Raw genomic sequence first — 20,604 nt, 5'->3', positions numbered from 1 at the left:
CCCAGCTGCGGCTGGGCTGGTTCAAACAGCAGGGTTTCCTGGTTCAGGGTGTTAACGGGCTTGCGTTTGCCCCAGTTTGGCCTGGCGGCCTGGTTTGGGCGTTATTTCTGTAAGTGCATTTCCCAATCCTTGGTGGAGGCGATCGAAACAAGTGCCGAAAGCCAAGTAATGATTACTATTTCCCAGATCGCTTGCTTAATGATCTGGAAGATTGGCATTAAGCCATTTTCTGCATTGAAGTCTCGCCAAAAACCGCATTAGAATCTCGCCATTTACTGCATTGGGGAGCATGTATGGCGTTCTTTTATCGGCCCCGCATTGCTGACCTTGAATTGCGTTTCTGCCTTGCCGCTGCTGGTGCAGTGGTAATTGAAGGCCCAAAGGCCTGCGGAAAAACCTTGATGGCAAAGCAGTTGGCAGCATCCACGGTGCTGCTGGATGTTGATAACGCAGCCAGACAAGCTTTAGCGGTGGATCCTGCTTTGGTGTTGGCTGGTGAGCGACCGCGTTTGCTGGATGAATGGCAGGTGGAGCCTGCGCTCTGGAATTTGGTGCGCCGGGCGGTAGATGAAGTACAAGGGCCTGGTCAATTTCTGCTCACTGGCTCTGCGGTACCAGCTGATGATGTTGAACGCCATACCGGAGCGGGTCGATTTTCGTTTTTACGGCTTCGGCCCATGACCCTGCACGAAAGCGGCGCTGGCAAAGGCAGTGTTTCATTGGCGGCACTATTTAATGCTGAACCTGTTAAGTGCGCTGATCCAGGCCTTGCAATTACGGATTTGGCAGAACTGATCTGCCGTGGCGGCTGGCCAGGTCAGCTTGAACAATCAACAGCGTTGGCTTGCCGTGCAGCCCGCGATTATTTGGAGCAGGTAAAGCAGGTGGATCTCCAACGGGTAGATACAAAACGGCGTGATCCGCAACGGTTGGCTGCATTGCTGCGATCGCTTGGGCGCAATGTGTCTACCGAGGTGAGTTTGGCCACATTGGCAGCTGATGTTGGCGGTAGTGATGGCCCCCTTGATCCCCGTACTGTGGCCGATTATTTGCAGGCACTAGAGCGATTAATGGTGCTTGAAAATCAACCGGCTTGGCGACCCCATCTGCGTTCAAAAGCAGCCCTTAGGCAGGCGCCAAAACGTCATTTCTGCGACCCCTCTTTGGCAGTGGCAGCCATGGGGGCAAGCCCAGATCGCTTGCTTAAAGATCTGGAATGGTTGGGGTTCTTATTTGAATCACTTGTGATACGCGACCTGCGGGTGCTAGCGCAGGCGATGGATGGTGAAGTATTCCATTACCGTGATAAATATGGTGTGGAAGTAGATGCAATCGTGCAGTTGCGAGATGGCCGCTGGGGTGCAATTGAAATCAAATTAGGAGAAGTTCAGATAGAAGCTGCAGCTCAAGGGTTACTGCATTTCCGTGAGCAAATTGATACTCATCGCACAGGGGAGCCAGCTTTCTTAGCGGTGGTGTGCGGCAAGGGTTATGGCTATCAACGCCCTGATGGCGTTTTTGTGTTGCCTGTGGGTGCGTTATGACTGATAAGCCTTGATTTGATCAAAATTTAGATAGCGGTAGAGCTCTTGCTGGTTTGGATCGATTTTTTTTGCTGCCATCTCAAGGTATGTTTCTTTGCTTGGAATTCTGCCGAGTTGAGCACACACAGCCGCCAATTCAGCGCTACCTAAATACACCTGGGCGCCATCACCAAGGCGATTATTAAAATTGCGGGTGCTGGTGGAAAATACGGTGGTATTGTTTTCTACCCTGGCCTGATTGCCCATGCATAGGGAACATCCAGGCATTTCCATGCGGGCACCACTGGCTTCAAATATTGCGTAGTAGCCCTCCTCTTTTAACATCGCTTCATCCATGCGGGTGGGCGGGCAAACCCAGAGTTTTGCGGCATTCGCTCCCTCATCTTTTAATAGGGTTGCAGCGGCGCGGTAATGGCCAATATTTGTCATGCAGCTGCCGATAAATACCTCATCAATTTGATCTCCAGCTACTTCGCTAAGGGTTTTTACATTATCTGGATCATTGGGGCAGGCAAGAATTGGTTCAGTGATTTGATCTAGGTTGATTTCAAGCACCGCTGCATATTCAGCATCCTCATCCGCCTGTAGCAGCACTGGATTTGCTAGCCATGCCTCCATCGCCTTGATCCGCCGCAATAAACTACGGCTATCGCCATAACCATTGCTAATCATATTATTAAGTAGGGCAACATTGCTGCGTAAATATTCACTCACAGTTTCAATACTCAGTTTAATGGTGCTACCGGCACAGCTGCGTTCTGCTGTGGCATCAGTTAATTCAAATGCCTGTTCTAATTTCAGATCAGGCAGCCCTTCAATTTCCATGATCCGGCCGGAGAAAATATTTTTCTTGTTGGCCTTCTCCACCGTGAGTAATCCCTGCTGGATTGCCACATAGGGAATTGCATTCACCACATCCCGCAGGGTTACACCCGGCTGCAATGAGCCGCTGAATTTCACCAGCACCGATTCCGGCATATCCAGTGGCATCGCCCCGATCGCCGCTGCAAAAGCCACCAGGCCGGAACCGGCCGGGAATGAAATACCCAAGGGAAAACGGGTGTGGCTATCGCCGCCAGTGCCCACCGCATCCGGCAGCAACATGCGATTTAACCAGCTGTGGATGATGCCATCACCTGGGCGAAGGGCTACACCACCGCGGGATTCAATGAAATCTGGCAATTCGGCATGGGTTTTTAGATCAACCGGTTTTGGATATGCAGCCGTGTGGCAAAAGCTTTGCAATACAAAATCAGCGGAAAACCCCAGACAGGCCAATTCCTTCAATTCATCACGGGTCATCGGGCCTGTGGTGTCTTGGCTGCCAACGGTGCTCATCAACGGTTCGCAGCTGCTGCCAGGCCGCACGCCAACTAGCCCACAGGCTTTGCCCACCATTTTTTGCGCCAAGCTGAAGCCCCTGTTGCTTTTTTGGGCGCTGCCTGGCCGTATAAATAGCTCGCTTGGCGCTAATCCCAAACGCTCGCGCACCTTATCCGTTAGTGATCTGCCAATCAGCAAAGGAATGCGACCGCCGGCCCGCACTTCATCGGCAATCGTGTTTGGTTTTAATTGAAATTCGGCGATAATTGCACCATCTCTTTCCACCGTGCCTGCATAGGGCCGAATCGTAATTACATCGCCTGTATTCAATCCAGTTACATCAAATTCAATCGGCAGCGCGCCTGAATCCTCAGCAGTATTAAAAAATATTGGCGCTATCTTGCTGCCTAAAATCACCCCGCCGCTGCGTTTATTTGGCACTTGCGGGATATCTTTACCGGTGTGCCATAGCACTGAATTAATTGCTGATTTGCGCGAACTACCGGTGCCCACCACATCACCGCAATAGGCCACTGGATGGCCTTTTTGTTTTAGGGCGCTGATTTGCGCTAGGCCCCCTGGCATGCGGCTTTCCAGCATCGCCATCGCATGGAGTGGGATATCTGGCCGCGTGGTGGCATGGGTGGCTGGTGATAGGTCGTCTGTGTTGGTTTCACCTTCCACCTTGAACACCGTAACGGTGATTTCAGCCGCTAGTTTCGGCCGCGCTGTAAACCATTCAGCATTTGCCCAGCTATCAATTACCCGCTTGGCATGGCAATTGCTGGCTGCTAGTTCCAGCACATCATTAAAGCTGTCGTATACCAATAGGGTTTTACTTAGGCCCGTTGCTGCTTCTGCGGCAATTGCAGCATCAGCGTTGCTTAATAGTTCAATTAAGGCAGCTACGTTGTAACCTCCGATCATCGTGGCAAGCAGCTGGGTAGCGAGCAGGGGGCTTACCAGGGGGCTTTCTAATTCGGCTTTTGCAACAGCCTTTAGCCAAGCCGCTTTCACGTAGGCAGCTTCATCCACCCCTGGTGGAATCCGTTCCTTAAGCAGTTCCAGAAGGAATTCCGCTTCCCCTGCAGGTGGCTGCAGCAGTAGTTCTGTGAGGGCCTGGGCTTGGCCTGCATCCAGCGGCAGTGGTGGTACCCCAAGCGTTTCCCTGTGCAAAGCGGCCTGGCGGTAAGCGGCGAGCATTAGCGGATTTCAGCACTGCTCCTATTGTTCCCGCACGGCAGACCCTTAGGGTTGTAGCTGATGTGTCTGAACAACTAAGGGCATGCTTCCCACCTCTGATCTGCACGTGGTGGAGACCCGCCCATTGGTGGCTCCCGTAATTCTGCAAAGCGATCTGCCCCTCACCGAAAGGGCAACCCACACGGTGCAAGCCACCCGCCAGCGCATAAAACGCATCTTGAGCGGCGAAGATCAAAGGCTTTTAGTGATCGTTGGCCCCTGTTCGGTGCATGATCTCGGTGCCGCTGAGGAATATGCAGGCGCCCTGGTGCAAATCCGTGAACGCTTGCAGGCCAAGTTGGAAATTGTGATGCGGGTTTATTTCGAAAAGCCGCGCACCACCATCGGTTGGAAGGGTTTGATCAATGATCCCCACCTCGATGGCAGCTACGACATCAATACCGGCTTGCGTAAAGCGCGCGGACTACTGCTTTATCTGGCGGAACGTGGTTTACCAGCAGCTACGGAATTACTTGACCCAGTGGTGCCGCAATACATCGCTGATTTGATCAGCTGGACCGCCATCGGCGCCCGCACCACCGAAAGCCAAACCCACCGTGAAATGGCCTCCGGGTTATCGATGCCGATCGGCTACAAAAATGGCACCGATGGCAGCGTAACCATTGCAATAAATGCGATGGAAGCCGCTTCCCGCCCCCATCATTTCCTGGGGATCAACCGCCAGGGCCATGCGGCAATCGTTTCCACCACCGGTAATCCAGATGGTCATTTGGTGTTACGCGGTGGTGGCAGTGGCACCAACTACCACCCAGAGGCGATTGCAGCAGCAGCTGAAGCGCTACAAAAAGCGGATCTACCCCATCGGGTGATGGTTGATTGCAGCCATGGCAATTCCAATAAGGATTACCGCCGCCAAGCTGAGGTGCTTGAGGCCGTAGCCGGCCAGGTGCAACAAGGTGGCACTGCCGTGATGGGTGTGATGCTTGAAAGTCATTTGGTGGCTGGCAGCCAGAAAATTCCGGCTGATCTATCCCAACTCACCTACGGCCAAAGCATCACCGATGCCTGCATCGATCTAGATACCACCGAAGCCCTTTTGGAAAAGTTAGCTGCTGCAGTGGCTTGATTCGGGCTTATTCGTTCACTTGGCTTAACACAGTGGCTATTAATTCATCACTTAGGTAGTAGCCATTACGGCGCATTTGAGCTAATAAGGCTGCGCATGAATCGATTAGTTTGTATTCCTTGGCCAAAATTAATATTGCAGCAGAGCCAATAATCTTTAGCCCCCGCAGGCTTGCTTCTGCCCTGCCGCAGCGGTCGTCTATTAAGAGCGGTATGCCGGGTAGTTCGGTTTGTTTTTCGATTGCTAGGGCAATTGCACTCGCTTCTCCTTCATCCACGCCGGGGTTGATGGGTTGATAGGGATTATTTGCGATTTGTGCATTGTTAGTAACAATCAACCAGCCATCTGTTATTGCATCAAGCAAAGCTTTACTCTCGGGAAACTGTGATGAAATGCTGCTTTTTGATATTCCCAATTCTCTAGCAACTAATTCAGTTATGAACACCTTGCTAAATAATATTTTTAATAAATTTAGTTTTTGGATTTTTGCAAAGGCGATCAATGGTGAAGCATCGGCAATCAATCCCCTTTGCAGCCCTTTCATTGGTTTCCAAGCCAGCGGCGCGCCAAGCTGAGTTCAATGGCTAATTCGCCTGCATCAGCAGTAGCCACAGGGATTTTGAGGGAGGAGAGAATCTCAAGAAATCTGGCTAGGGGTAGGTCTGCAATGCGTGCAGCCGCAGCCACTGAAATTGAACCACCGCGAAATAGTGAAAGAGCCAAGCCGGATCGCACCGCAGCCGTATTTGGTAGCCCTAGGCGATCAAGGGCTACCACTAGGGCGGTGGGCTGTTGATGGCTTGTTACCAGGGCCATTGCATCGGTTTCAGCAGCTTTTAAAACCGTGGAGGGATTGTTCTTTAGTTGCCGCACGGAAAAGGTTTGCATATTATTCCTGCAGGGTGTGGGAACAATGCTAACTGCCAAGCCAATGGGCCATGGCCGCCACCAGTAGGGGCACGCTGAAGTTATCGATCCCGCCCCAGCTGAATTGCTCCAGCAGCGTTGCACTGGCGGCAATTGCCAATAGTTGATAAATAGGTAGTTGCGGTAGCAATATCAACAGCACCAGCAGTGTTACCACTGCCATTACAGCAGTGCCAAGCAATGATTTTGTTTGGCCAAATAATTGCCAACGCCTTGATGGGAAGTGCGCCCCCAATAAACCAGCTAGGCCATCACCAAGGGCCATGGTTAGCACCGCAGCGCAAACCAAATCGGCCCGTTGGGGCCAAAACAAACCAAGCAACAGTGTTATCGATGCCCCATAGGCAACCGTGCCAATGCTGGCCCTACCCACATCCTCTAGGGCGGGTAGCAACCGCCAGCGGTGGTTGATTGCAGCAAGGGCAGTGGCAAGCAACGCTGCTGCCAGGGCAATGCTGAGGGGAATATGGCTAAACCAGGCCAAAGGCAGGGCAAAACCCGCACCTATATGAACCACCTTGCGGCTTAGTTCCGGTTGTTGGGGCCAAGTGCTTTTGATCAGGCTTGAGCTAATAAAAAGCAGGCCCAGCCAAATGGAAACCAGTAGCAAAATCGCTTAGGCAGCCTGCTGTTGATTGGTGATCAAGCGCAGCTTGAGGATTGCTTTTGCTTCTAATTGACGCACCCGTTCACGGGACACATTGATCTGGCGGCCAATTTCAGCCAGGGTGAGCGGTTCGCTGCCCTCAAGGCCAAAACGCAGCTTCAGAATCTTCTGCTCCCTTTCATTTAATTGGGTGATCCAAGTGCCCAGGTGTTCCTTTTGGATCTTGCGATCCATGCCCTCCATCGGTTCGGTGCTGGCGGGATCTGGAATCAATTCACCCAGGGTGCTGCGGTCTTCCTCGCCCCTGGCGTGGGCATCTAAGGAGGCGCAAGGAGCACTTTGGCTGAGTAGTTCCTCTAGTTCTTCCGGTTCCATCCCCATGGCATGGGCCATCTCAAGCCGATTGGGCTGGCGGCCAAAGCGATGGGATAACTCGCGGGTAATGCGGCGTAATTTGGATAGTTTTTCACTGATATGAATTGGCAACCTGATTGTGCGGGCGCTGTTATCAATGGCCCGCGTCATCCCTTGCCGAATCCACCAATAGGCGTAGGTGGAAAACTTATAACCCATGGCGGGGTCGAACTTATCAACGGCGCGCTCTAAACCGATTGCCCCTTCTTGCACTAAATCAAGCAATTCAAGGCCTTGATTTTGATATTTTTTAGCCACACTCACCACCAAACGCAAATTGGCGGCCATCATGCGATCCCTGGCGCGGCAACCCATCCGCACCTGATGGCGCTGGCGGGGGGTGCGCTCCTCCTCGGCTATTTCGGAAAGTTGCTTCATCTGCTGCACCTGGTGGGCCAGCTCGATTTCCTCAGCGGCGGTGAGCAAAGGCACCCTGCCGATGTTGCTCAAGTACCAACCGATTGAATCGGTGCTTAAGCGGCCTCCAGTGCGGCTGCCGCTCCGTAATTGCGCAGGGCGAACCGAAGGTTGTTCACCTTCAGTTCGAGCCCCCAGTGGTGTCCCCATCACCCTGGTCCTCTCGAATTAAATTTGGCCAGAACTTAGCACTAATGGGCGCTGATGTGTGCCTCATTTTGGAAAACAATCTGCAAATCAAGGCAATATAAAATCTACTGATTTGTTGCAGTTGCTTCTAAAGCTTTGGCACGGCTCAGCTTAACCAGCGGAATTCACAATTTACGGTCAGTTTAGGAATCGGTTTGGGTGCTGCCTTTAGGCCATGCTTCTTAACTTTTGGCCATAAAGCTTCGCAGAAATCTGAAGTTAATTGCTGGATTTAAAGGCATTGCCCCTGCACAGCATTCCAGTTTTCCATTAGCTCCAGCTGTGAATTATTTTCATTTTCATTGCATAGCCGCTGCAGGAACTGACCATCGGCTTGCATATCCCAGGCGCCGCGGTTATCGGCCAGGTAAGTGTGTAGCAACTTCTCTAAACTGCTGCGCAATTCAGGATCTTCCACCGGGGTAACCGCTTCCACGCGGCGATCGAGGTTGCGTCCCATCCAATCAGCGCTGCCGATAAAAGCCTCCGGGTTGCCGCCATTGCCAAACCAGAAGATGCGGGAGTGCTCAAGAAAACGGCCGATGATGCTTATCACTGAAATGTTGCTGCTGTGGCCTTCAAGGCCAGGACGCAGGCTGCAAACACCCCTGATGATCAGTTCGATCTGCACGCCGGCCCGTGATGCTTCATAGAGCAGGGCGATGATGCGGGGATCCACAAGGGAATTCATTTTCACAATGATGTGCCCCTCTGCCCCGGCTTTGGCATGCTCGATTTCCCTTTGGATCAATGCCTCCATACCTGCCCGCAAAGTAACTGGTGCCACCAGCAACTTTCGGAAGCTTTGTTGTTTTGAAAAACCGGTTAAGTAATTGAAAAGTTCTACTAGATCTTGGCCTAATTCAGGCCTGGCACTAAGTAAACCCACATCGGTGTAGAGCCTTGAGGTTTTTGAGTTGTAGTTGCCGGTGCCCACATGCACATAGGAGCGCAGTTCATCCTTTTCACGCCGCAGCACCAGGGTGACCTTGGTGTGGGTTTTTAGGCCGATTACGCCATAAACCACATGCACGCCTGCATTTTCCAGTTGCCTTGCCCATTGGATATTGTTCTCTTCATCAAAACGGGCTTTTAATTCCACCAGTGCCATCACCTGTTTGCCATTTTCAGCAGCTGTAATCAGCGAACTAATTACCTTTGAATCTTTAGATACCCGATAAAGCGTCATCTTGATCGCTAATACATCGGGGTCATCAGCGGCCTGGCCAATGAATTCCTCCACCGACGAACTGAATAGGTCGTAGGGGTGATGCAGCAGCACATCACCCCGCTTGAGCACATCAAATACGCTTTCAAATTCCTCTGGCTTAATTGAGCCATCGGCAAGCAATGCCTTTTGGGCCCTGGCTAGTGGTGCTGCGATCCTGGCTAGTTGGGGGCTGTCTTTGAATTGGGGTAGCGGCACCCCGGTAAGGGCAAAAAGATCATCTAAACCCAAGGGGCCGTTAATTCGATACAGGTCTTCTGCTTCAACAGCCATGCCTTCCATCAATAAATCCACCACGTCTTGGGGCATTTCATCTGCCACCTCCAAGCGCACCACTTCACCGCCCATGCGTCGTTTGCGCAGGCCTTCCTGTAGGGCAATCATCAAATCATCGGCCTCTAGCTCCCGCAGCTCGAGGTCGGCATCGCGGGTAACACGGAAGAAATAGTGCCCTTCAATAGTCATGCCAGGAAATAGCAGCGCCAAATTAAATGCCACCACCTGCTCAAGCGGAACGGCGCTGTAGAGGGCTGGCGTTTCCTGCTGAGCTAGCTCAAGCGGTAATTTGATAAATCGCGGTAGGTTTTTTTGTGGCACCTTCACCCGCGCAAATTGTTGTTCACCCGTTTCAGGATCCCTAATTAAGGCGGCGATATTGAGGCTCAGATTGCTAATAAACGGAAATGGATGGGCTGGATCCACGGCCAGGGGTGTGAGCACCGGGAAAATAGCAGTGCGGAAATGGTTGTTTAACCATTCCCTTTGGCCAGCATTTAATTGCGGATAATCCAGCACATAAACGCCATATTCAGCCAGTTTTGGCTTTAGTTCGCCGCGGTAATGCTGCTGCTGTTGTTCTAATACCGGCCGTAATTTGGCTTGAATTGCTTGCAGTTGTTGCAGGGGTGTTAGCCCATCAATGCTCAAGCTGGTGATACCCGCCTCCACCTGTGATTTCAGTGATGCAACCCGCACCATGAAAAATTCATCGAGGTTGTTGCTGAAGATGGCGCTGAATTTTGCTTGCTCAAGCAATGGCGTGCGGCCATCAAGGGCCTGGGCTAACACCCGTTGGTTGAAATCAACCCAAGCCAGTTCACGGTTTAAGTAGAGCTCTGGGGCAAGAACAGCTGAGGCCATGGAATGAACAGAAGCCACTGGCGCGACACTAGCTGGCTTGATTAAGGGTTCCGTTAGCAGTGAGAAAACACACCCCCAATAGCAGTGCTGCCGCCAATAGAAATGGGCTACTAAAACCCAATTGCTCATAGGCCAACCCCATCATTGGTGGGCCAAGGAAACTGCCAAGGCTTTGCAATCCCTGCAAACTGCCTAGGGCTGCGCCTTGGCCATCGCCATCAAGGCGCCTGGAAACCAAGCTGCGCAAGCAGGGGGTAACAAGACCAGTGCCCATCGCTAAAAGCGCAACGGCACTAAAAACCACCGGTTTGGCATTTGTGATCGGTGCCCCAGGGATTAACAGGCAGCCAACCACCACCAAGCCAAGGCCAAATAGTGTTAAACGCTGCTCACCAAATCTTGTTACCAACGGACCAATTAATCCCCCTTGCACCACCGTTGCCACCACCCCAACAATTAAAAACGCAGTGGTGGCCGGCCCAGGTCCCCAACCAAATACCTGTTTAAAAAACAACACCAGCACCGCTGTAAAACCATTAAAGGCAAGAAAAAACAAAAAGAAACCAAGGCACAGGCTGCCTACTTTTGGATTAGCAAATACTTTCGCCAGCTGGGCAAAGGGATTTAAAGCCCGTTTGCGCGGTAGGGCCCGCCGCTGCTCGGCTGGGTGCGTTTCCGGCAGCAATAGCAACACCAACACCAGATTGATCGCGGCAATCGCCACCGCTATCCACACCGGCAAAGTAACGCTCCAGCGGCTTAATACCCCGGCTAAGGCAGGCCCAAGAATGAAGCCCAGGCCAAAGGCAACACCGATTAAGCCAAATGCCTTGGCTCGATTTTCAGGGCTGCTGATATCAGCAAGCACCGCTCCGGCACTGGCGGCGGTGCCACCGCTGAAGCCATCCAGCAGGCGGCCGCTAAACAGTAAAACCAAGGGCCAAGCGCTGGCCTGGGGCCAGGGGATTTCCAGGGTGATCGCAAATAAAGCCAAGCCCAACACCGTGCCGGCTACGCAGCAAGCGATCACGGGCCTCCTACCAAAGCGATCGCTGAGGGCACCGATTAATGGGGTAGCTAAAAATTGGGCTAGGGCATAGCTGCCCGCCAGTAGGCCCAAGGTGGTGCCACTGCTGGTAAAGCCAGCGAGCAGGAAGGGCAGCAGCGGAAAAACCAGGCTTTCACCAACCCGATCGTTTAGCAGCGTCACAAACACGCAAAGCAGCGTGGACGGACGTTTCATGGGGAGCGGGCCCTGCGGTTGATGCAACTAGTGTTCACCACCAGCCAGCCTTAATTTGAAAATATGCGTTTGATCGCCGCCTATCGCAATGCTGGTTATGAAGCCATAGCCGATGGGGTGATCCGTTTTTTTGAGCGGCGCCCTGATCTGCACACCCCAGGTGTGGCCTTTGGCCCAGGCAGTGAAGCGGGAGCGGAACCTGCCAAGAGTTCAACTGATATCAGCCTGGTGGCGATTGATCGCAGTGATCCGGAAGCCTTTGCCTTGGCCGATGTAATTCTGCGTGGTGTAACAGCAGGCCTCAATCGCTACCTGGAAGAGCTGCCGCTATTGCAGCAATGCTGCCCGGAACAACAATTATTTGTAAATCCGATTTTTAATCTGCAGCATTACGCCCCAGGCGAAGGTTTTAAGGCATGGCATTGCGATTGGACCATCAGCCCAGAGGCCACCGAACCGGTGCATCGTGTGTTGGCCTGGATTCTTTATTGCAATGATCTCCCGGAGGGTGGCACTGAATTCCATTGGCAAAACCACCACGAAGCAGCAGAACGGGGCAAATTATTGATTTTTCCTGCTGGTGTTTCCCATATTCACCGCGGCCGAGTGGATCATCAGCACAGCAAAACAATTGCCACAGGCTGGATTAATGCCGGTAGCAATGCGGCTTATCTCAAACGTTTGGCGGCCGCGCCGGAGTAGTTGTAATTCCCCTATCTAGCCGCACCGCCTGCCACACGGCAACGGCATCAAGCCGCATTAATTGCTCTGGTGCCAGGGCCTTTGATTTATCTGGTTGTTGTAGATCATGGCCGATTGCTTGATCGTCGTAGATGTCGTTGTAATCATCCCAACCGGCCGCGTAGTAAATCTTTTTTATGCCAGCCCATGCCGCAGCTGAATAGCACATTGGGCAACATTGACAACTTGTATAAAGAACACAATCACTTAAATCCCAACTGCCTATGGCTTTGCAAGCGGCGCGGATAGCATTGATTTCCGCATGGGCAGTGGGATCTTTATCGCGGTAAACACTATTGCCAGCAACGGCAACTAGCTGATTATTTTTAACAACTACAGCGCCAAATGGTTCACCGCTACGTTCCTCTAATGCCGTGCGTTGCATCGCAGCAATCGCCATCGCCATAAAGCTGGCATGGCTTGGATTTGCACTGTTGATGCTTGGCATGTTTCAACTTTAAAGCAGAGCTTCACCCCGTTGTTGAATTGTTTTGGCGTAATCGGTCCAGGTGCCGTGGCCCCAATAGCGAAAGCAGCTGGTTTCTAGTAGCAGCACATGTAAAAGCGCCTCTTGATAACGGGCGCTTTTTGTTACCGCTGGATCATTAGCCACCAGCGGATCAAATATTTGATGAAAGCGGGCGCTGAGCTGTTGCATGGGTTCAAGAATCCCTTCATAACCCTCCACCCAGCTGATGTTGTTGGTCCAGGAGGCACCTTCCATTGAAATAGTTGTATCGCCAGCCCTGAAGCTGTGTTGACCTATGGCTTGTATGGCAGGGAATTCAGCTGGATTAACACCAGAGTTGGCAATTAATTCTAGATACTCTGTGCCATTGATGGCTACTGTTTGAGCAGTTGCTGTTGGCGTTGTTGATCTATTGGCGATCGTGCGATGGGCCTGAATAAAGGCGGGTGGAAATTCATTCATCATCACACCACCATTTTCACCATCAGCAATTTGACTCACTAAAGCTGGAATAGTGGTTGTGCCAAGTTGTTGCCTTGTTAAGCCAAGTGCTTCGTGGTAAGGCTGCATTTGAGCCACTAATTTGGTATCAGAGCCTTGGGTTTTGATTAAGGCGATGATCGATGTGGTTTCACCTTGGCTGTTGCGGGCCACAAGCTGATTTGGGATTAATTTTTGCGCTTGGCTAAGGCTGCTGCCATCAAGATTTTCAACGCTATGTTCCTGCACCAGCAGCCAGCGATAACCGCATTCACGCAGGGCACTTACAAGGGCATAAAGGGTATCTGGATTGTTTGGCAGATGCATTTCAGGTGGTGAAAAACCCCTCACCCGTTGCAGGGCCTCCTGGCCAAATAGGTTGGCGAATTGATGTTGCCAGGCTTGGATTTGTAGTTTTAGGTCGGGAATTGGCGTTGATGGTGCAACGGCATGGCTCCAGAAACTGCCAAGCCACTCCACATGGGTATACAGGGTTGGATCACAGGCAAGTTTTTTTAGTGCAGCAAGGATGTCTTGGCGGCCCATTTGGCTAAAGCCCCAAAGCAGCGTGCCCGAGTAATCCAACATGATCCGTGGGTTGCAACCCTCATTGATCAGGTTTGGGATGATCTCTGCCATGCGTTTGTAGCACTGGGCAAAGGGCTCGGCATTGTGGTTATCGCCCTCTTCCCGGTGCTCAAACATATATTGCAAATGGGAGATCAGCTCCCCATCAGCAGCGGCTGGAATCGTTGGTTGATGCATGTGCAAAGCACAGGCAAATGCGGATTGCAGCTGTTCAAGTTTTAAATTCGAATAAGGTGCAGCTACCTGACCGGGTTGTTGCATCAAGGCCAACAGCTCAGCTTCCAAGCCAGCGATTGGCGGCAGGGGTTGTTTCTGGTGATTTACTGAATCAATCATTGAGCCGATGGTTTTTTGTAGTTAATCTGATTTCGGTGGTTTTCAGTATTCTGCTCTAGCTAACTCCAGCAGCGGCATTTGCCAATGGTTCGTTTACCGGTTTGGAAACGAGCTTTTCCAGCGGGGAGGGAATAGCAGCTTTAATACCAGTGAGATCGATCAGGCAGAAACGCAGGCATTTAAGGCGCTTACCTCCAATTAGCTACAAAAGCGCATGGATTAAAGTATAAGCACCCTACGGCATAGAGAGAAGCTTATATCGAAAGATTCAGCTTGTTAGTAATGTTTCAGCTTTGCTGTATTGCCAGCAACAGCAATTAACTCGTTTTTTCTAACAACAACTGCTCCAAATGGTTCGCCGCTGCGTTCCTCTAATGCTGTGCGCTGCATTGCTGCAATCGCCATGGCCATAAAGCTGTCATGGCCTGGATTTGCACTGTTGATGCTTGGCATTTTTCAACTTTAAAGCAGAGCTTCGCCAGTTGATGTATTAGTGATGTCGCGATATGTCTTTGCGGGCTGGCAATTGGAGGCAGGGGTTGATTCTGCTAAAATATTGAGCATTACAACGTGGGATTGTGTTTATGTTGTCTTATATAAGCTCGTTATTGGTTATAACGCTACTGTTGTTAACACCAACAGCGGCATTTGCCAATGGTTCGTTTACCGGTTTGGAAACGAGCTTTTCCAGTCCGGAGGGAATAGCAGCTTTAATACCATCATTTCGTGATCGCCAAGGCCATTTCAGTGTGCCTGATCCCACTAAAAATGCAGCCCAATTTCTTCAAGCTCAGCAAACTCTCACCATCTTGATCGATCAGGCAGAAACGCAAGCTTTAATGGCTGTTACTCCTGATCAGTTACAGAAGCGCATGGCGAAGAAAACTATGCGCTTACCGGCAAACTGGAAGCGGGCCGAGATTGCTGTTAAAACAGATGGAAGTATGGCTCAATGTGCCGATAGCGGTCCAAATTGTTCGGCTTATGGGTCGCCATCTTTTTTAAATAGGCTTGAGCCCGTGGAGGGCCTAGAAAGTAGCTTCTATCGAAATATTCAGCCTGATAATAGCGTTCCAGCGCTGGTTTATTTGCAGCCCACCGCTGTTGCAAGCGTAAGCAGGATTTTATTGGCAGCTGCAAATACTGCAGGGGTTTGGATTCCAGCCGCCTATGCCTTAGGGCCTGCGGGAGGTGATGCTTTTTTAATCGTTAATAATTGCCTTGATTTAGCACAAACAAATAATGGAGTACTTGCACCTAATGCAATGTTAGTTGCTGCTTTGCAATGGGCGAGCTAGATATTATTTGAGAATAGCTGTGAAAATAACATATGATATCCATAGTAGTATTAATATAGAAATAGTGCCTAAAATTTCAAAGCGCTTTGATTCACCTTCGAGCCACGGTTGATAGATGTTGCTCAACCAGGGAACAAAAAACCAGCCGGTTAAGGCAACTGTTATAGCATTGCTAATTAACATATTTAATGGCAAGCTGAGTTGCCCAATGGTTGATTTACTGATAATAATCAACAGCATTACCGATGGATACAGTGCGAGCCAAACAAGTAGGTTTATTTTCCAGGTAGATATTTTTTTGCTTGACTTAGTGGAGATCCATTGGTCAAATGATTTGCGATCAATAGCAGATTTGTACTCATATCCCATACTTGCCTCAGCCTCACTCAATAATTTTCTTCGAATTCTGCTATCTAACCAAGCTAAGCATAGCTCCAAACTTGTAAATCTAATTTTTACTATGCAAATTAAACCTTGATCGCTTTGTTCATAGGTTAGCTCTTGGCCTAAATAGCCTTCAAATTCTCTTGCTGCTTGATCCAAGTTATTCTGCAGTGATTTGAAACCTTCCAGTTTAGCTTGAGCAATATCATTTTTGATGGTGTAAATAAATAAACCATCTGGTTGATTAGTATTTGTCATTTCAGCTGTCGCGGGAATGCACTGGGTTTCCATAAACGTATGTATGCTTAACAGCCCTATCATCACCAAGCATCATTAAAACAAATAACTTTTCCAGAGGTGTTTTGGCATGTTCCATTCTCCACGAAATAAATGGGGTGCAGCAAGCATCCAGCACAACAAAATCAGCTTCTTTACCAATTTCAAAATTGCCCACTTTATTATCTATAGAAAGTGCTCTAGCACCGCCAAGAGTGGCATGGTAGAAGGCTTCAAATGGTGAAAGGGAATAGCCTTGAAGCTGGGCAGTTTTGTAGGCATTTTCCATAGATTGAAGCATTGAAAAGGTATTCCCCGCTCCAAAGTCTGTCCCCATTCCCATTCTAATGCCGTATTCTTTAGCCTTTTCAAATTTGAATAAACCACTACCTAGAAACATGTTTGAGGGAGGGTTTGGACATAATACAGCTCCAGTTTCACTGACTCTTTTGAAGTCATCGTCATCGAGATGAATGCAATGGCCAAATATACTGCGTTCATTAACAAGCCCATAGTGATCATAAACATCAAGATAGCTTTTACGCCCTGGGAATAGTTCTAAAGTAAAACTTATTTCTTTTGGATTTTCGCTAAGATGGGTTTGCATATAGATTCCTGGATTTTCTTTCATTAGATTCCCTGCTACTTTTAAATCCTCTGGGGTGCAACTTATTGCAAAGCGAGGCGTTACTGCATAGGCAAGCCTGGCCCGTCCGTGCCATTTTTCAATAAGTTCGCTTGAATGCTCGTAATCATCTTTTGGGTTGGTGATCGATATGCCATCAGGCATATTGCGATCAGCCATCACCTTGCCAGCAATTAGGCGAAGATTTAACCGTTCCGCTTCGCTGAATAATGCATCAACGGATTCCTTTGCCCATGAACCATAGGCGCACATGGTGGTTGTTCCAGCCCTGAGGGTTTCTTTTAAAAATATTTTTGCACGCTCCGCAGCGATTTCAGGATTCTTGTAAATCTCTTCTTCTGGAATAATGCCATTCAACCAGCCGAGAAGCTGTTCTCCATAGAAAGCAACTGTTGTTAGTTGTGGAAAATGAATGTGTAAATCAAAGAAACCCGGGGTGATAATTGTATTTGGATGCTCAACTATTATGCAATCAACAGCTAGTGTTGGTTCAATTTCATTTCTTTCTCCGACTGCAATTATTATTCCATTTTCAACAACAAGCATGCCATTATCAATAAAAACGTAGGAATCTTTTGTGAGCCTGGGATCATCTATTAGGTGAAAAATAGATGAACAGTGGGCTACGGGAGAATTAACTGAATTAGTACTTAGACTGTTCATCTGTGGATTCAATTGATATTCATTTACTTTAGCTAAAAAGTCCGGCTGCTATCCCAGGCTTTATGTTTTCTGCAGATTCCTTGCTTGAATGTGATTGGGTATTGATTAGGATATGTGGGTTGCTCCTGTTTGAAGTGATGGCTAATACAAGTAGATATTTTTGCGGGGCGAGCGTATTAAATTGCACGTTAGTTACAATATTATCCTTTTTTGAAATATTTGCGGCAAGCTTTGCTCGAGCCCAGCCAAATGATCAAGGCCCTAATTCTAGTTTGATCGATCTTTCTAGTTTGGGATTATCGGGCAGCCCCGCAAGGGTTGAGGCAATTCCGGGTACTGGTGAATTGGGAGAATGGCTTGGAATTCCAGCTGATTCAGCTTGGCGATTGGGCGGTATTTGGTTGGGTAATGCTTCTGCTCAACTCGGTGGCGGTTTGAATGTTGAAAATGATCCTGGCCTTGCACAACAAATTTTACTTAATCTTCATCTTGATCTAGAGAAATTTGTGGGATGGAAGGGGGCAAGGGTGTGGGTACAGGCCCTTCAGGTTAATGCAAATAAGGCCTCCTATCGCTCAGGTAGTTTGCAGGGATCTAATAGTACTCTTACCCCTCCTCCTTTTGATCGAACTGAATTATATGATTATGTTTTTGCTCAATCTTTGTTCGATGATCAAGCTACTTTGTTGTTCGGCAAGCTAATCCCAAGTATTGATTTTGCTAATGTTGTTATACCTATAGCTGTAAATAAAAAGTCTTTGTACTCTTTGCCAGCAATTACATCTTTAACTTATACTCCTCCTTACGCTATGCCTGTTCTTTTGGGGCGATTGCCTGGATATCCCAATTCTGCATTGGGCGCATCGATTAACATAAACCCAAAAATATGGAATAAATCTAGTTATTTGAAATTTGGTATTTTTGATGGGCGTGGTGGAAGCGGCATCTCCCCAGCTATGCAAACGGGTATGGCTTTGCCAAGCTTATCTGGTTCATTATTTTTGATTGGAGAGCTTGGCTCAACCTGGAGAATCGGTTCAAAATTAAAGCCGGGGGCCATGGGTATCGGTCTTTGGCGCCAGGGGGGGCCGCTAAGCATTTGTTCAGAAAAAAGTACTGTCAGTTGCCTTAATGAAACCAATGCTTATGGAACCTATCTAATTGCCCAGCAAAGGTTAATTAATTTTAGATATCCCAAGGACGGGAGTGGTATATCTGGATTTCTTCAACTCGGCTGGAGCCCTGCTAACACAAACCTTTTTACAAGCTCTATAGGTGGAGGCTTATCTATATTTGCTCCGATGAAATCAAGGCCTTTAGATTCCTTTGGTCTTGGAGCCTCTTGGGCAAAGATTAATAATCAGGCTTTTCTTTATGATCAATTAAATGATTCTGAGTTGATGGTTCAGGCTTACGCCCAATTGCATTTAGCAGGTAATGTATATCTTACGCCGTCTATCACGGTTTTGCCGTTAGTTGGCAAAAAGGAGGCTGCTGCTCCATCCACCAGTGCGTTGATGCAGCTTGTATTTTTATTCTGAGTATTTCTTGGATTGGTTTGATTTATGGTAGAGTACACTATTTTCCTAACACTTATGACTAGTATAGGTCATTACTAATGGGCGAACTATCGCATTTGAATGCAGCTGGTGAGGTGCACATGGTTGATATAAGCAACCGCCTTAGTAGTTGCCGCACGGCAACAGCGGAGGGTTTCATAGGCATGGCACCTGAGTTGGTGCAGCTTGTAATTGCTGGCAAAACAAAAAAGGGTGATGTGTTAGCGGTGGCCCGGGTGGCAGCGATTCAAGCCGCTAAACGCACTTGGGAATTGATACCTCTTTGTCACCCCATTGCATTAACCGGTATCGAGGTGGCAATAAATCCTGCAGAAGATGGCGCTGGCCTGCGGATTGAAGTTGTAGCCAGCTGCACCGGCACTACTGGTGTGGAAATGGAGGCCCTCACTGCAGTGCAGGTGGGTTTACTCACTCTCTACGACATGGTTAAGGCATTAGATCCAGCCATGACAATTAGTGGGGTGCGGGTGCTAAGTAAGGAAGGCGGTCGCCATGGTGCCTGGCGGCATCCAAGTGTGAATGACTGAACCTTTTCCCCGGGAAGGTTTACCCCTTAACGAAGCCAGGCGCAAAATTCTTGAGCGGATTGCACCGATAACGGCAACTATTGAATTGCCATTAGCTGCTTGTTTTGCAAGGGTGAGTGCCCAAGGTGTTCATGCCGCAGAAGCATTGCCCGGTTTTGCGGCTTCAATCATGGATGGCTACGCCATTGGCGATCCAAGTCCGCCTGTAATTGGTACAACCTGGAAATTAGTTGGCCGTTCAGCACCGGGAGCCCCCTATGGCCAGCAACTGATACCCGCAGAAGCTGTGCGCATACTCACCGGTGCTCCCTTGCCGGCTGGAGCCCAGCGGGTTCTACCCCAAGAGTTGGTGCAGTGCAGCCCTGATGGCATCAACTTGGAACTAGTTGCTGAGGCCAGTCAAAGCCAATGGATTCGAGCTGCTGATGGAGATGTAGCAGCAGGGGAGCTTTTAGTTGCGGCTGGGGTGCGTTTGGGCGTTGCACATTTGGCCCTTTTGGCAAGTGCCGGCATAGCTGAATTAACCGTGAGAGCCAAACCGCAACTAGGGCTACTAGTTAGTGGTGATGAGTTGGTGGCCTTGGGGGAAGATCGCTGGCCTGGTGCTATCTGGGAATCAAACAGCACATTGTTAACTGCATTGTTAGAACGCCTTGGCTATGGAGTTGCCATATCGCAGGTTGTGCCAGATCATCCCGATGCATTGCGCACCGCTCTTTTAGATCTTGCTGCTAGTTGTGATTTAGTTGTGAGCACTGGTGGAGTTTCCGCTGGTGACAGCGATTGGATAAGGCCGCTTTTAAGTGAGCTAGGGGAGGTGGCTTTTTGGAAGCTTTTCCTTAAACCTGGGCGTCCTTTTGCCTTTGGCACCCTTAGTGCTGCTAACAAGTTGGTGCCATTTTTTGGCTTGCCAGGCAATCCGGTGGCAGCTGCCGTTACCGCCCTCCAATTACTGTGGCCAGCCCTGCAGCAGCTGGAGGGTTCAGATGTGCAACTCCTGCCAAGGCTGCAGGTTCGTTTGGCCCATCAGTTAAGGCGAAACGCTGGTAGGCCTGAACTTGCCAGGGCAAAGTTGGAGTTTGATTCCGAGGGTAACTTGTGGGCTTTAGTTGAGGGCAGCCAAGCATCTTCACGGATTAGTTCATTGGTAGGCGCTGATCTATTGCTTGAAATACCAGCTGAGCTTGCAGATATTCCCTCTGGCAGCAAGCTTTGGGCCCAGCTGCTGCGGCTGCCGATTTTCTGAATTCACAAG

At 49.6% G+C, this 20,604-nt stretch carries 19 protein-coding genes; 7 read left to right on the top strand and 12 right to left on the bottom strand.

The features are described from left to right. Positions 1-293 precede the first annotated feature (293 nt). A complete protein-coding gene (locus KBY68_RS03370) occupies positions 294-1,544 on the top strand; it encodes an ATP-binding protein (protein ID WP_255095900.1) in 1,251 nt (416 codons plus the stop codon). Here KBY68_RS03370 and acnB read toward each other — a convergent pair. Then, on the bottom strand, positions 1,539-4,070 hold the full coding sequence (acnB, locus tag KBY68_RS03365; protein ID WP_255095899.1) for a bifunctional aconitate hydratase 2/2-methylisocitrate dehydratase: 2,532 nt from the start codon (positions 4,068-4,070) through the stop codon (positions 1,539-1,541). The genes KBY68_RS03370 and acnB overlap by 6 nt on opposite strands. Positions 4,071-4,152: 82 nt before the next feature. Between acnB and KBY68_RS03360 the strand changes: the two genes are divergently transcribed. Then, positions 4,153-5,196, top strand: a complete 1,044-nt coding sequence (locus KBY68_RS03360) for a 3-deoxy-7-phosphoheptulonate synthase (protein ID WP_106500457.1) — start codon at positions 4,153-4,155, stop codon at positions 5,194-5,196. Positions 5,197-5,203: 7 nt separating this feature from the next. On the opposite strand, the gene KBY68_RS03355 is transcribed toward KBY68_RS03360, so the two are convergent. From KBY68_RS03355 to KBY68_RS03330, 6 genes are all read right to left on the bottom strand, one after another. Then, positions 5,204-5,740: a PIN domain-containing protein gene (locus tag KBY68_RS03355; RefSeq protein WP_255095898.1), complete on the bottom strand. Its 537-nt coding sequence runs from the start codon at positions 5,738-5,740 to the stop codon at positions 5,204-5,206. Further along, positions 5,737-6,084, bottom strand: a complete 348-nt coding sequence (locus KBY68_RS03350) for a UPF0175 family protein (RefSeq protein WP_255095897.1) — start codon at positions 6,082-6,084, stop codon at positions 5,737-5,739. The genes KBY68_RS03355 and KBY68_RS03350 overlap by 4 nt, the downstream gene beginning before the upstream one ends. A gap of 28 nt (positions 6,085-6,112) precedes the next feature. Further along, the gene (locus tag KBY68_RS03345; RefSeq protein WP_315855644.1) at positions 6,113-6,733 is read right to left on the bottom strand and encodes a dolichol kinase; all 621 of its coding nucleotides are present in this window, start codon (positions 6,731-6,733) and stop codon (positions 6,113-6,115) included. Between the two features lie 6 nt (positions 6,734-6,739). Next, positions 6,740-7,711 carry an RNA polymerase sigma factor, RpoD/SigA family gene (locus KBY68_RS03340; RefSeq protein ID WP_106500456.1) on the bottom strand — a complete coding sequence of 324 codons (972 nt, stop codon included), beginning with the start codon at positions 7,709-7,711 and terminating at the stop codon, positions 6,740-6,742. Between the two features lie 271 nt (positions 7,712-7,982). After that, positions 7,983-10,118: a polyphosphate kinase 1 gene (gene ppk1, locus KBY68_RS03335; RefSeq protein WP_106500455.1), complete on the bottom strand. Its 2,136-nt coding sequence runs from the start codon at positions 10,116-10,118 to the stop codon at positions 7,983-7,985. Positions 10,119-10,146: 28 nt separating this feature from the next. After that, positions 10,147-11,361 carry an MFS transporter gene (locus KBY68_RS03330; RefSeq protein WP_255095896.1) on the bottom strand — a complete coding sequence of 405 codons (1,215 nt, stop codon included), beginning with the start codon at positions 11,359-11,361 and terminating at the stop codon, positions 10,147-10,149. Between the two features lie 63 nt (positions 11,362-11,424). Between KBY68_RS03330 and KBY68_RS03325 the strand changes: the two genes are divergently transcribed. Beyond that, positions 11,425-12,063, top strand: coding sequence for a 2OG-Fe(II) oxygenase (locus KBY68_RS03325; protein WP_255095895.1), 639 nt, complete (start codon positions 11,425-11,427; stop codon positions 12,061-12,063). Here KBY68_RS03325 and KBY68_RS03320 read toward each other — a convergent pair. The 3 genes from KBY68_RS03320 to KBY68_RS03310 form a co-directional block, all read right to left on the bottom strand. Next, on the bottom strand, positions 12,035-12,550 hold the full coding sequence (locus KBY68_RS03320; protein ID WP_255095894.1) for a nucleoside deaminase: 516 nt from the start codon (positions 12,548-12,550) through the stop codon (positions 12,035-12,037). The two genes, KBY68_RS03325 and KBY68_RS03320, sit on opposite strands and share 29 nt — an antisense overlap. Positions 12,551-12,559: 9 nt before the next feature. Then, positions 12,560-13,975: a polysaccharide deacetylase family protein gene (locus tag KBY68_RS03315; protein WP_255095893.1), complete on the bottom strand. Its 1,416-nt coding sequence runs from the start codon at positions 13,973-13,975 to the stop codon at positions 12,560-12,562. A gap of 276 nt (positions 13,976-14,251) precedes the next feature. After that, positions 14,252-14,428 carry a tRNA-specific adenosine deaminase gene (locus tag KBY68_RS03310; RefSeq protein ID WP_255095892.1) on the bottom strand — a complete coding sequence of 59 codons (177 nt, stop codon included), beginning with the start codon at positions 14,426-14,428 and terminating at the stop codon, positions 14,252-14,254. A gap of 155 nt (positions 14,429-14,583) precedes the next feature. On the opposite strand from KBY68_RS03310, the gene KBY68_RS03305 reads away from it, so the two are divergent. Beyond that, the gene (locus KBY68_RS03305; protein ID WP_255095891.1) at positions 14,584-15,273 is read left to right on the top strand and encodes a hypothetical protein; all 690 of its coding nucleotides are present in this window, start codon (positions 14,584-14,586) and stop codon (positions 15,271-15,273) included. A 3-nt stretch (positions 15,274-15,276) separates the two neighbouring features. On the opposite strand, the gene KBY68_RS03300 is transcribed toward KBY68_RS03305, so the two are convergent. Continuing rightward, entirely contained in the window at positions 15,277-15,948 is a 672-nt protein-coding gene (locus KBY68_RS03300) for a putative antibiotic biosynthesis monooxygenase (protein WP_255095890.1), read from the bottom strand. Next, positions 15,917-17,176, bottom strand: coding sequence for a guanine deaminase (gene guaD, locus KBY68_RS03295; protein ID WP_390634978.1), 1,260 nt, complete (start codon positions 17,174-17,176; stop codon positions 15,917-15,919). Before guaD ends, KBY68_RS03300 begins: the two co-directional genes overlap by 32 nt. A 128-nt stretch (positions 17,177-17,304) precedes the next feature. On the opposite strand from guaD, the gene KBY68_RS03290 reads away from it, so the two are divergent. The 3 genes from KBY68_RS03290 to KBY68_RS03280 all read left to right on the top strand — a co-directional run bounded on the left by KBY68_RS03290 (position 17,305) and on the right by KBY68_RS03280 (position 20,595). After that, positions 17,305-18,783 (top strand): carbohydrate porin, encoded by a 1,479-nt coding sequence (locus KBY68_RS03290; RefSeq protein WP_255095888.1) that lies wholly within the window; start codon positions 17,305-17,307, stop codon positions 18,781-18,783. Positions 18,784-18,860: 77 nt separating this feature from the next. After that, positions 18,861-19,349, top strand: a complete 489-nt coding sequence (gene moaC, locus KBY68_RS03285) for a cyclic pyranopterin monophosphate synthase MoaC (protein WP_255095887.1) — start codon at positions 18,861-18,863, stop codon at positions 19,347-19,349. Next, positions 19,342-20,595 carry a molybdopterin molybdotransferase MoeA gene (locus tag KBY68_RS03280; RefSeq protein ID WP_106500450.1) on the top strand — a complete coding sequence of 418 codons (1,254 nt, stop codon included), beginning with the start codon at positions 19,342-19,344 and terminating at the stop codon, positions 20,593-20,595. The genes moaC and KBY68_RS03280 overlap by 8 nt, the downstream gene beginning before the upstream one ends. Positions 20,596-20,604: the final 9 nt, after the last annotated feature.

Source organism: Synechococcus lacustris Maggiore-St4-Slac (genome assembly GCF_024345595.1).
Taxonomy (GTDB): Bacteria; Cyanobacteriota; Cyanobacteriia; order PCC-6307; family Cyanobiaceae; genus Synechococcus_D; species Synechococcus_D lacustris.
This window is presented reverse-complemented; position numbering and strand designations above follow the sequence as displayed.

What these genes read in the sequence shown, in the direction of transcription:
- KBY68_RS03310 (WP_255095892.1), bottom strand. Translation starts at nt 14,428, where the DNA reads ATGCCAAGCATCAACAGTGCAAATCCAGGCCATGACAGCTTTATGGCC.
- KBY68_RS03325 (WP_255095895.1), top strand. Translation starts at nt 11,425, where the DNA reads ATGCGTTTGATCGCCGCCTATCGCAATGCTGGTTATGAAGCCATAGCC.
- KBY68_RS03360 (WP_106500457.1), top strand. Translation starts at nt 4,153, where the DNA reads ATGCTTCCCACCTCTGATCTGCACGTGGTGGAGACCCGCCCATTGGTG.
- KBY68_RS03370 (WP_255095900.1), top strand. Translation starts at nt 294, where the DNA reads ATGGCGTTCTTTTATCGGCCCCGCATTGCTGACCTTGAATTGCGTTTC.
- moaC (WP_255095887.1), top strand. Translation starts at nt 18,861, where the DNA reads ATGGGCGAACTATCGCATTTGAATGCAGCTGGTGAGGTGCACATGGTT.
- KBY68_RS03290 (WP_255095888.1), top strand. Translation starts at nt 17,305, where the DNA reads ATGTTTTCTGCAGATTCCTTGCTTGAATGTGATTGGGTATTGATTAGG.
- KBY68_RS03330 (WP_255095896.1), bottom strand. Translation starts at nt 11,361, where the DNA reads ATGAAACGTCCGTCCACGCTGCTTTGCGTGTTTGTGACGCTGCTAAAC.
- KBY68_RS03315 (WP_255095893.1), bottom strand. Translation starts at nt 13,975, where the DNA reads ATGATTGATTCAGTAAATCACCAGAAACAACCCCTGCCGCCAATCGCT.
- KBY68_RS03350 (WP_255095897.1), bottom strand. Translation starts at nt 6,084, where the DNA reads ATGCAAACCTTTTCCGTGCGGCAACTAAAGAACAATCCCTCCACGGTT.
- KBY68_RS03340 (WP_106500456.1), bottom strand. Translation starts at nt 7,711, where the DNA reads ATGGGGACACCACTGGGGGCTCGAACTGAAGGTGAACAACCTTCGGTT.
- acnB (WP_255095899.1), bottom strand. Translation starts at nt 4,070, where the DNA reads ATGCTCGCCGCTTACCGCCAGGCCGCTTTGCACAGGGAAACGCTTGGG.
- KBY68_RS03300 (WP_255095890.1), bottom strand. Translation starts at nt 15,948, where the DNA reads ATGGAAACCCAGTGCATTCCCGCGACAGCTGAAATGACAAATACTAAT.
- ppk1 (WP_106500455.1), bottom strand. Translation starts at nt 10,118, where the DNA reads ATGGCCTCAGCTGTTCTTGCCCCAGAGCTCTACTTAAACCGTGAACTG.
- KBY68_RS03280 (WP_106500450.1), top strand. Translation starts at nt 19,342, where the DNA reads ATGACTGAACCTTTTCCCCGGGAAGGTTTACCCCTTAACGAAGCCAGG.
- KBY68_RS03355 (WP_255095898.1), bottom strand. Translation starts at nt 5,740, where the DNA reads ATGAAAGGGCTGCAAAGGGGATTGATTGCCGATGCTTCACCATTGATC.
- KBY68_RS03320 (WP_255095894.1), bottom strand. Translation starts at nt 12,550, where the DNA reads ATGCCAAGCATCAACAGTGCAAATCCAAGCCATGCCAGCTTTATGGCG.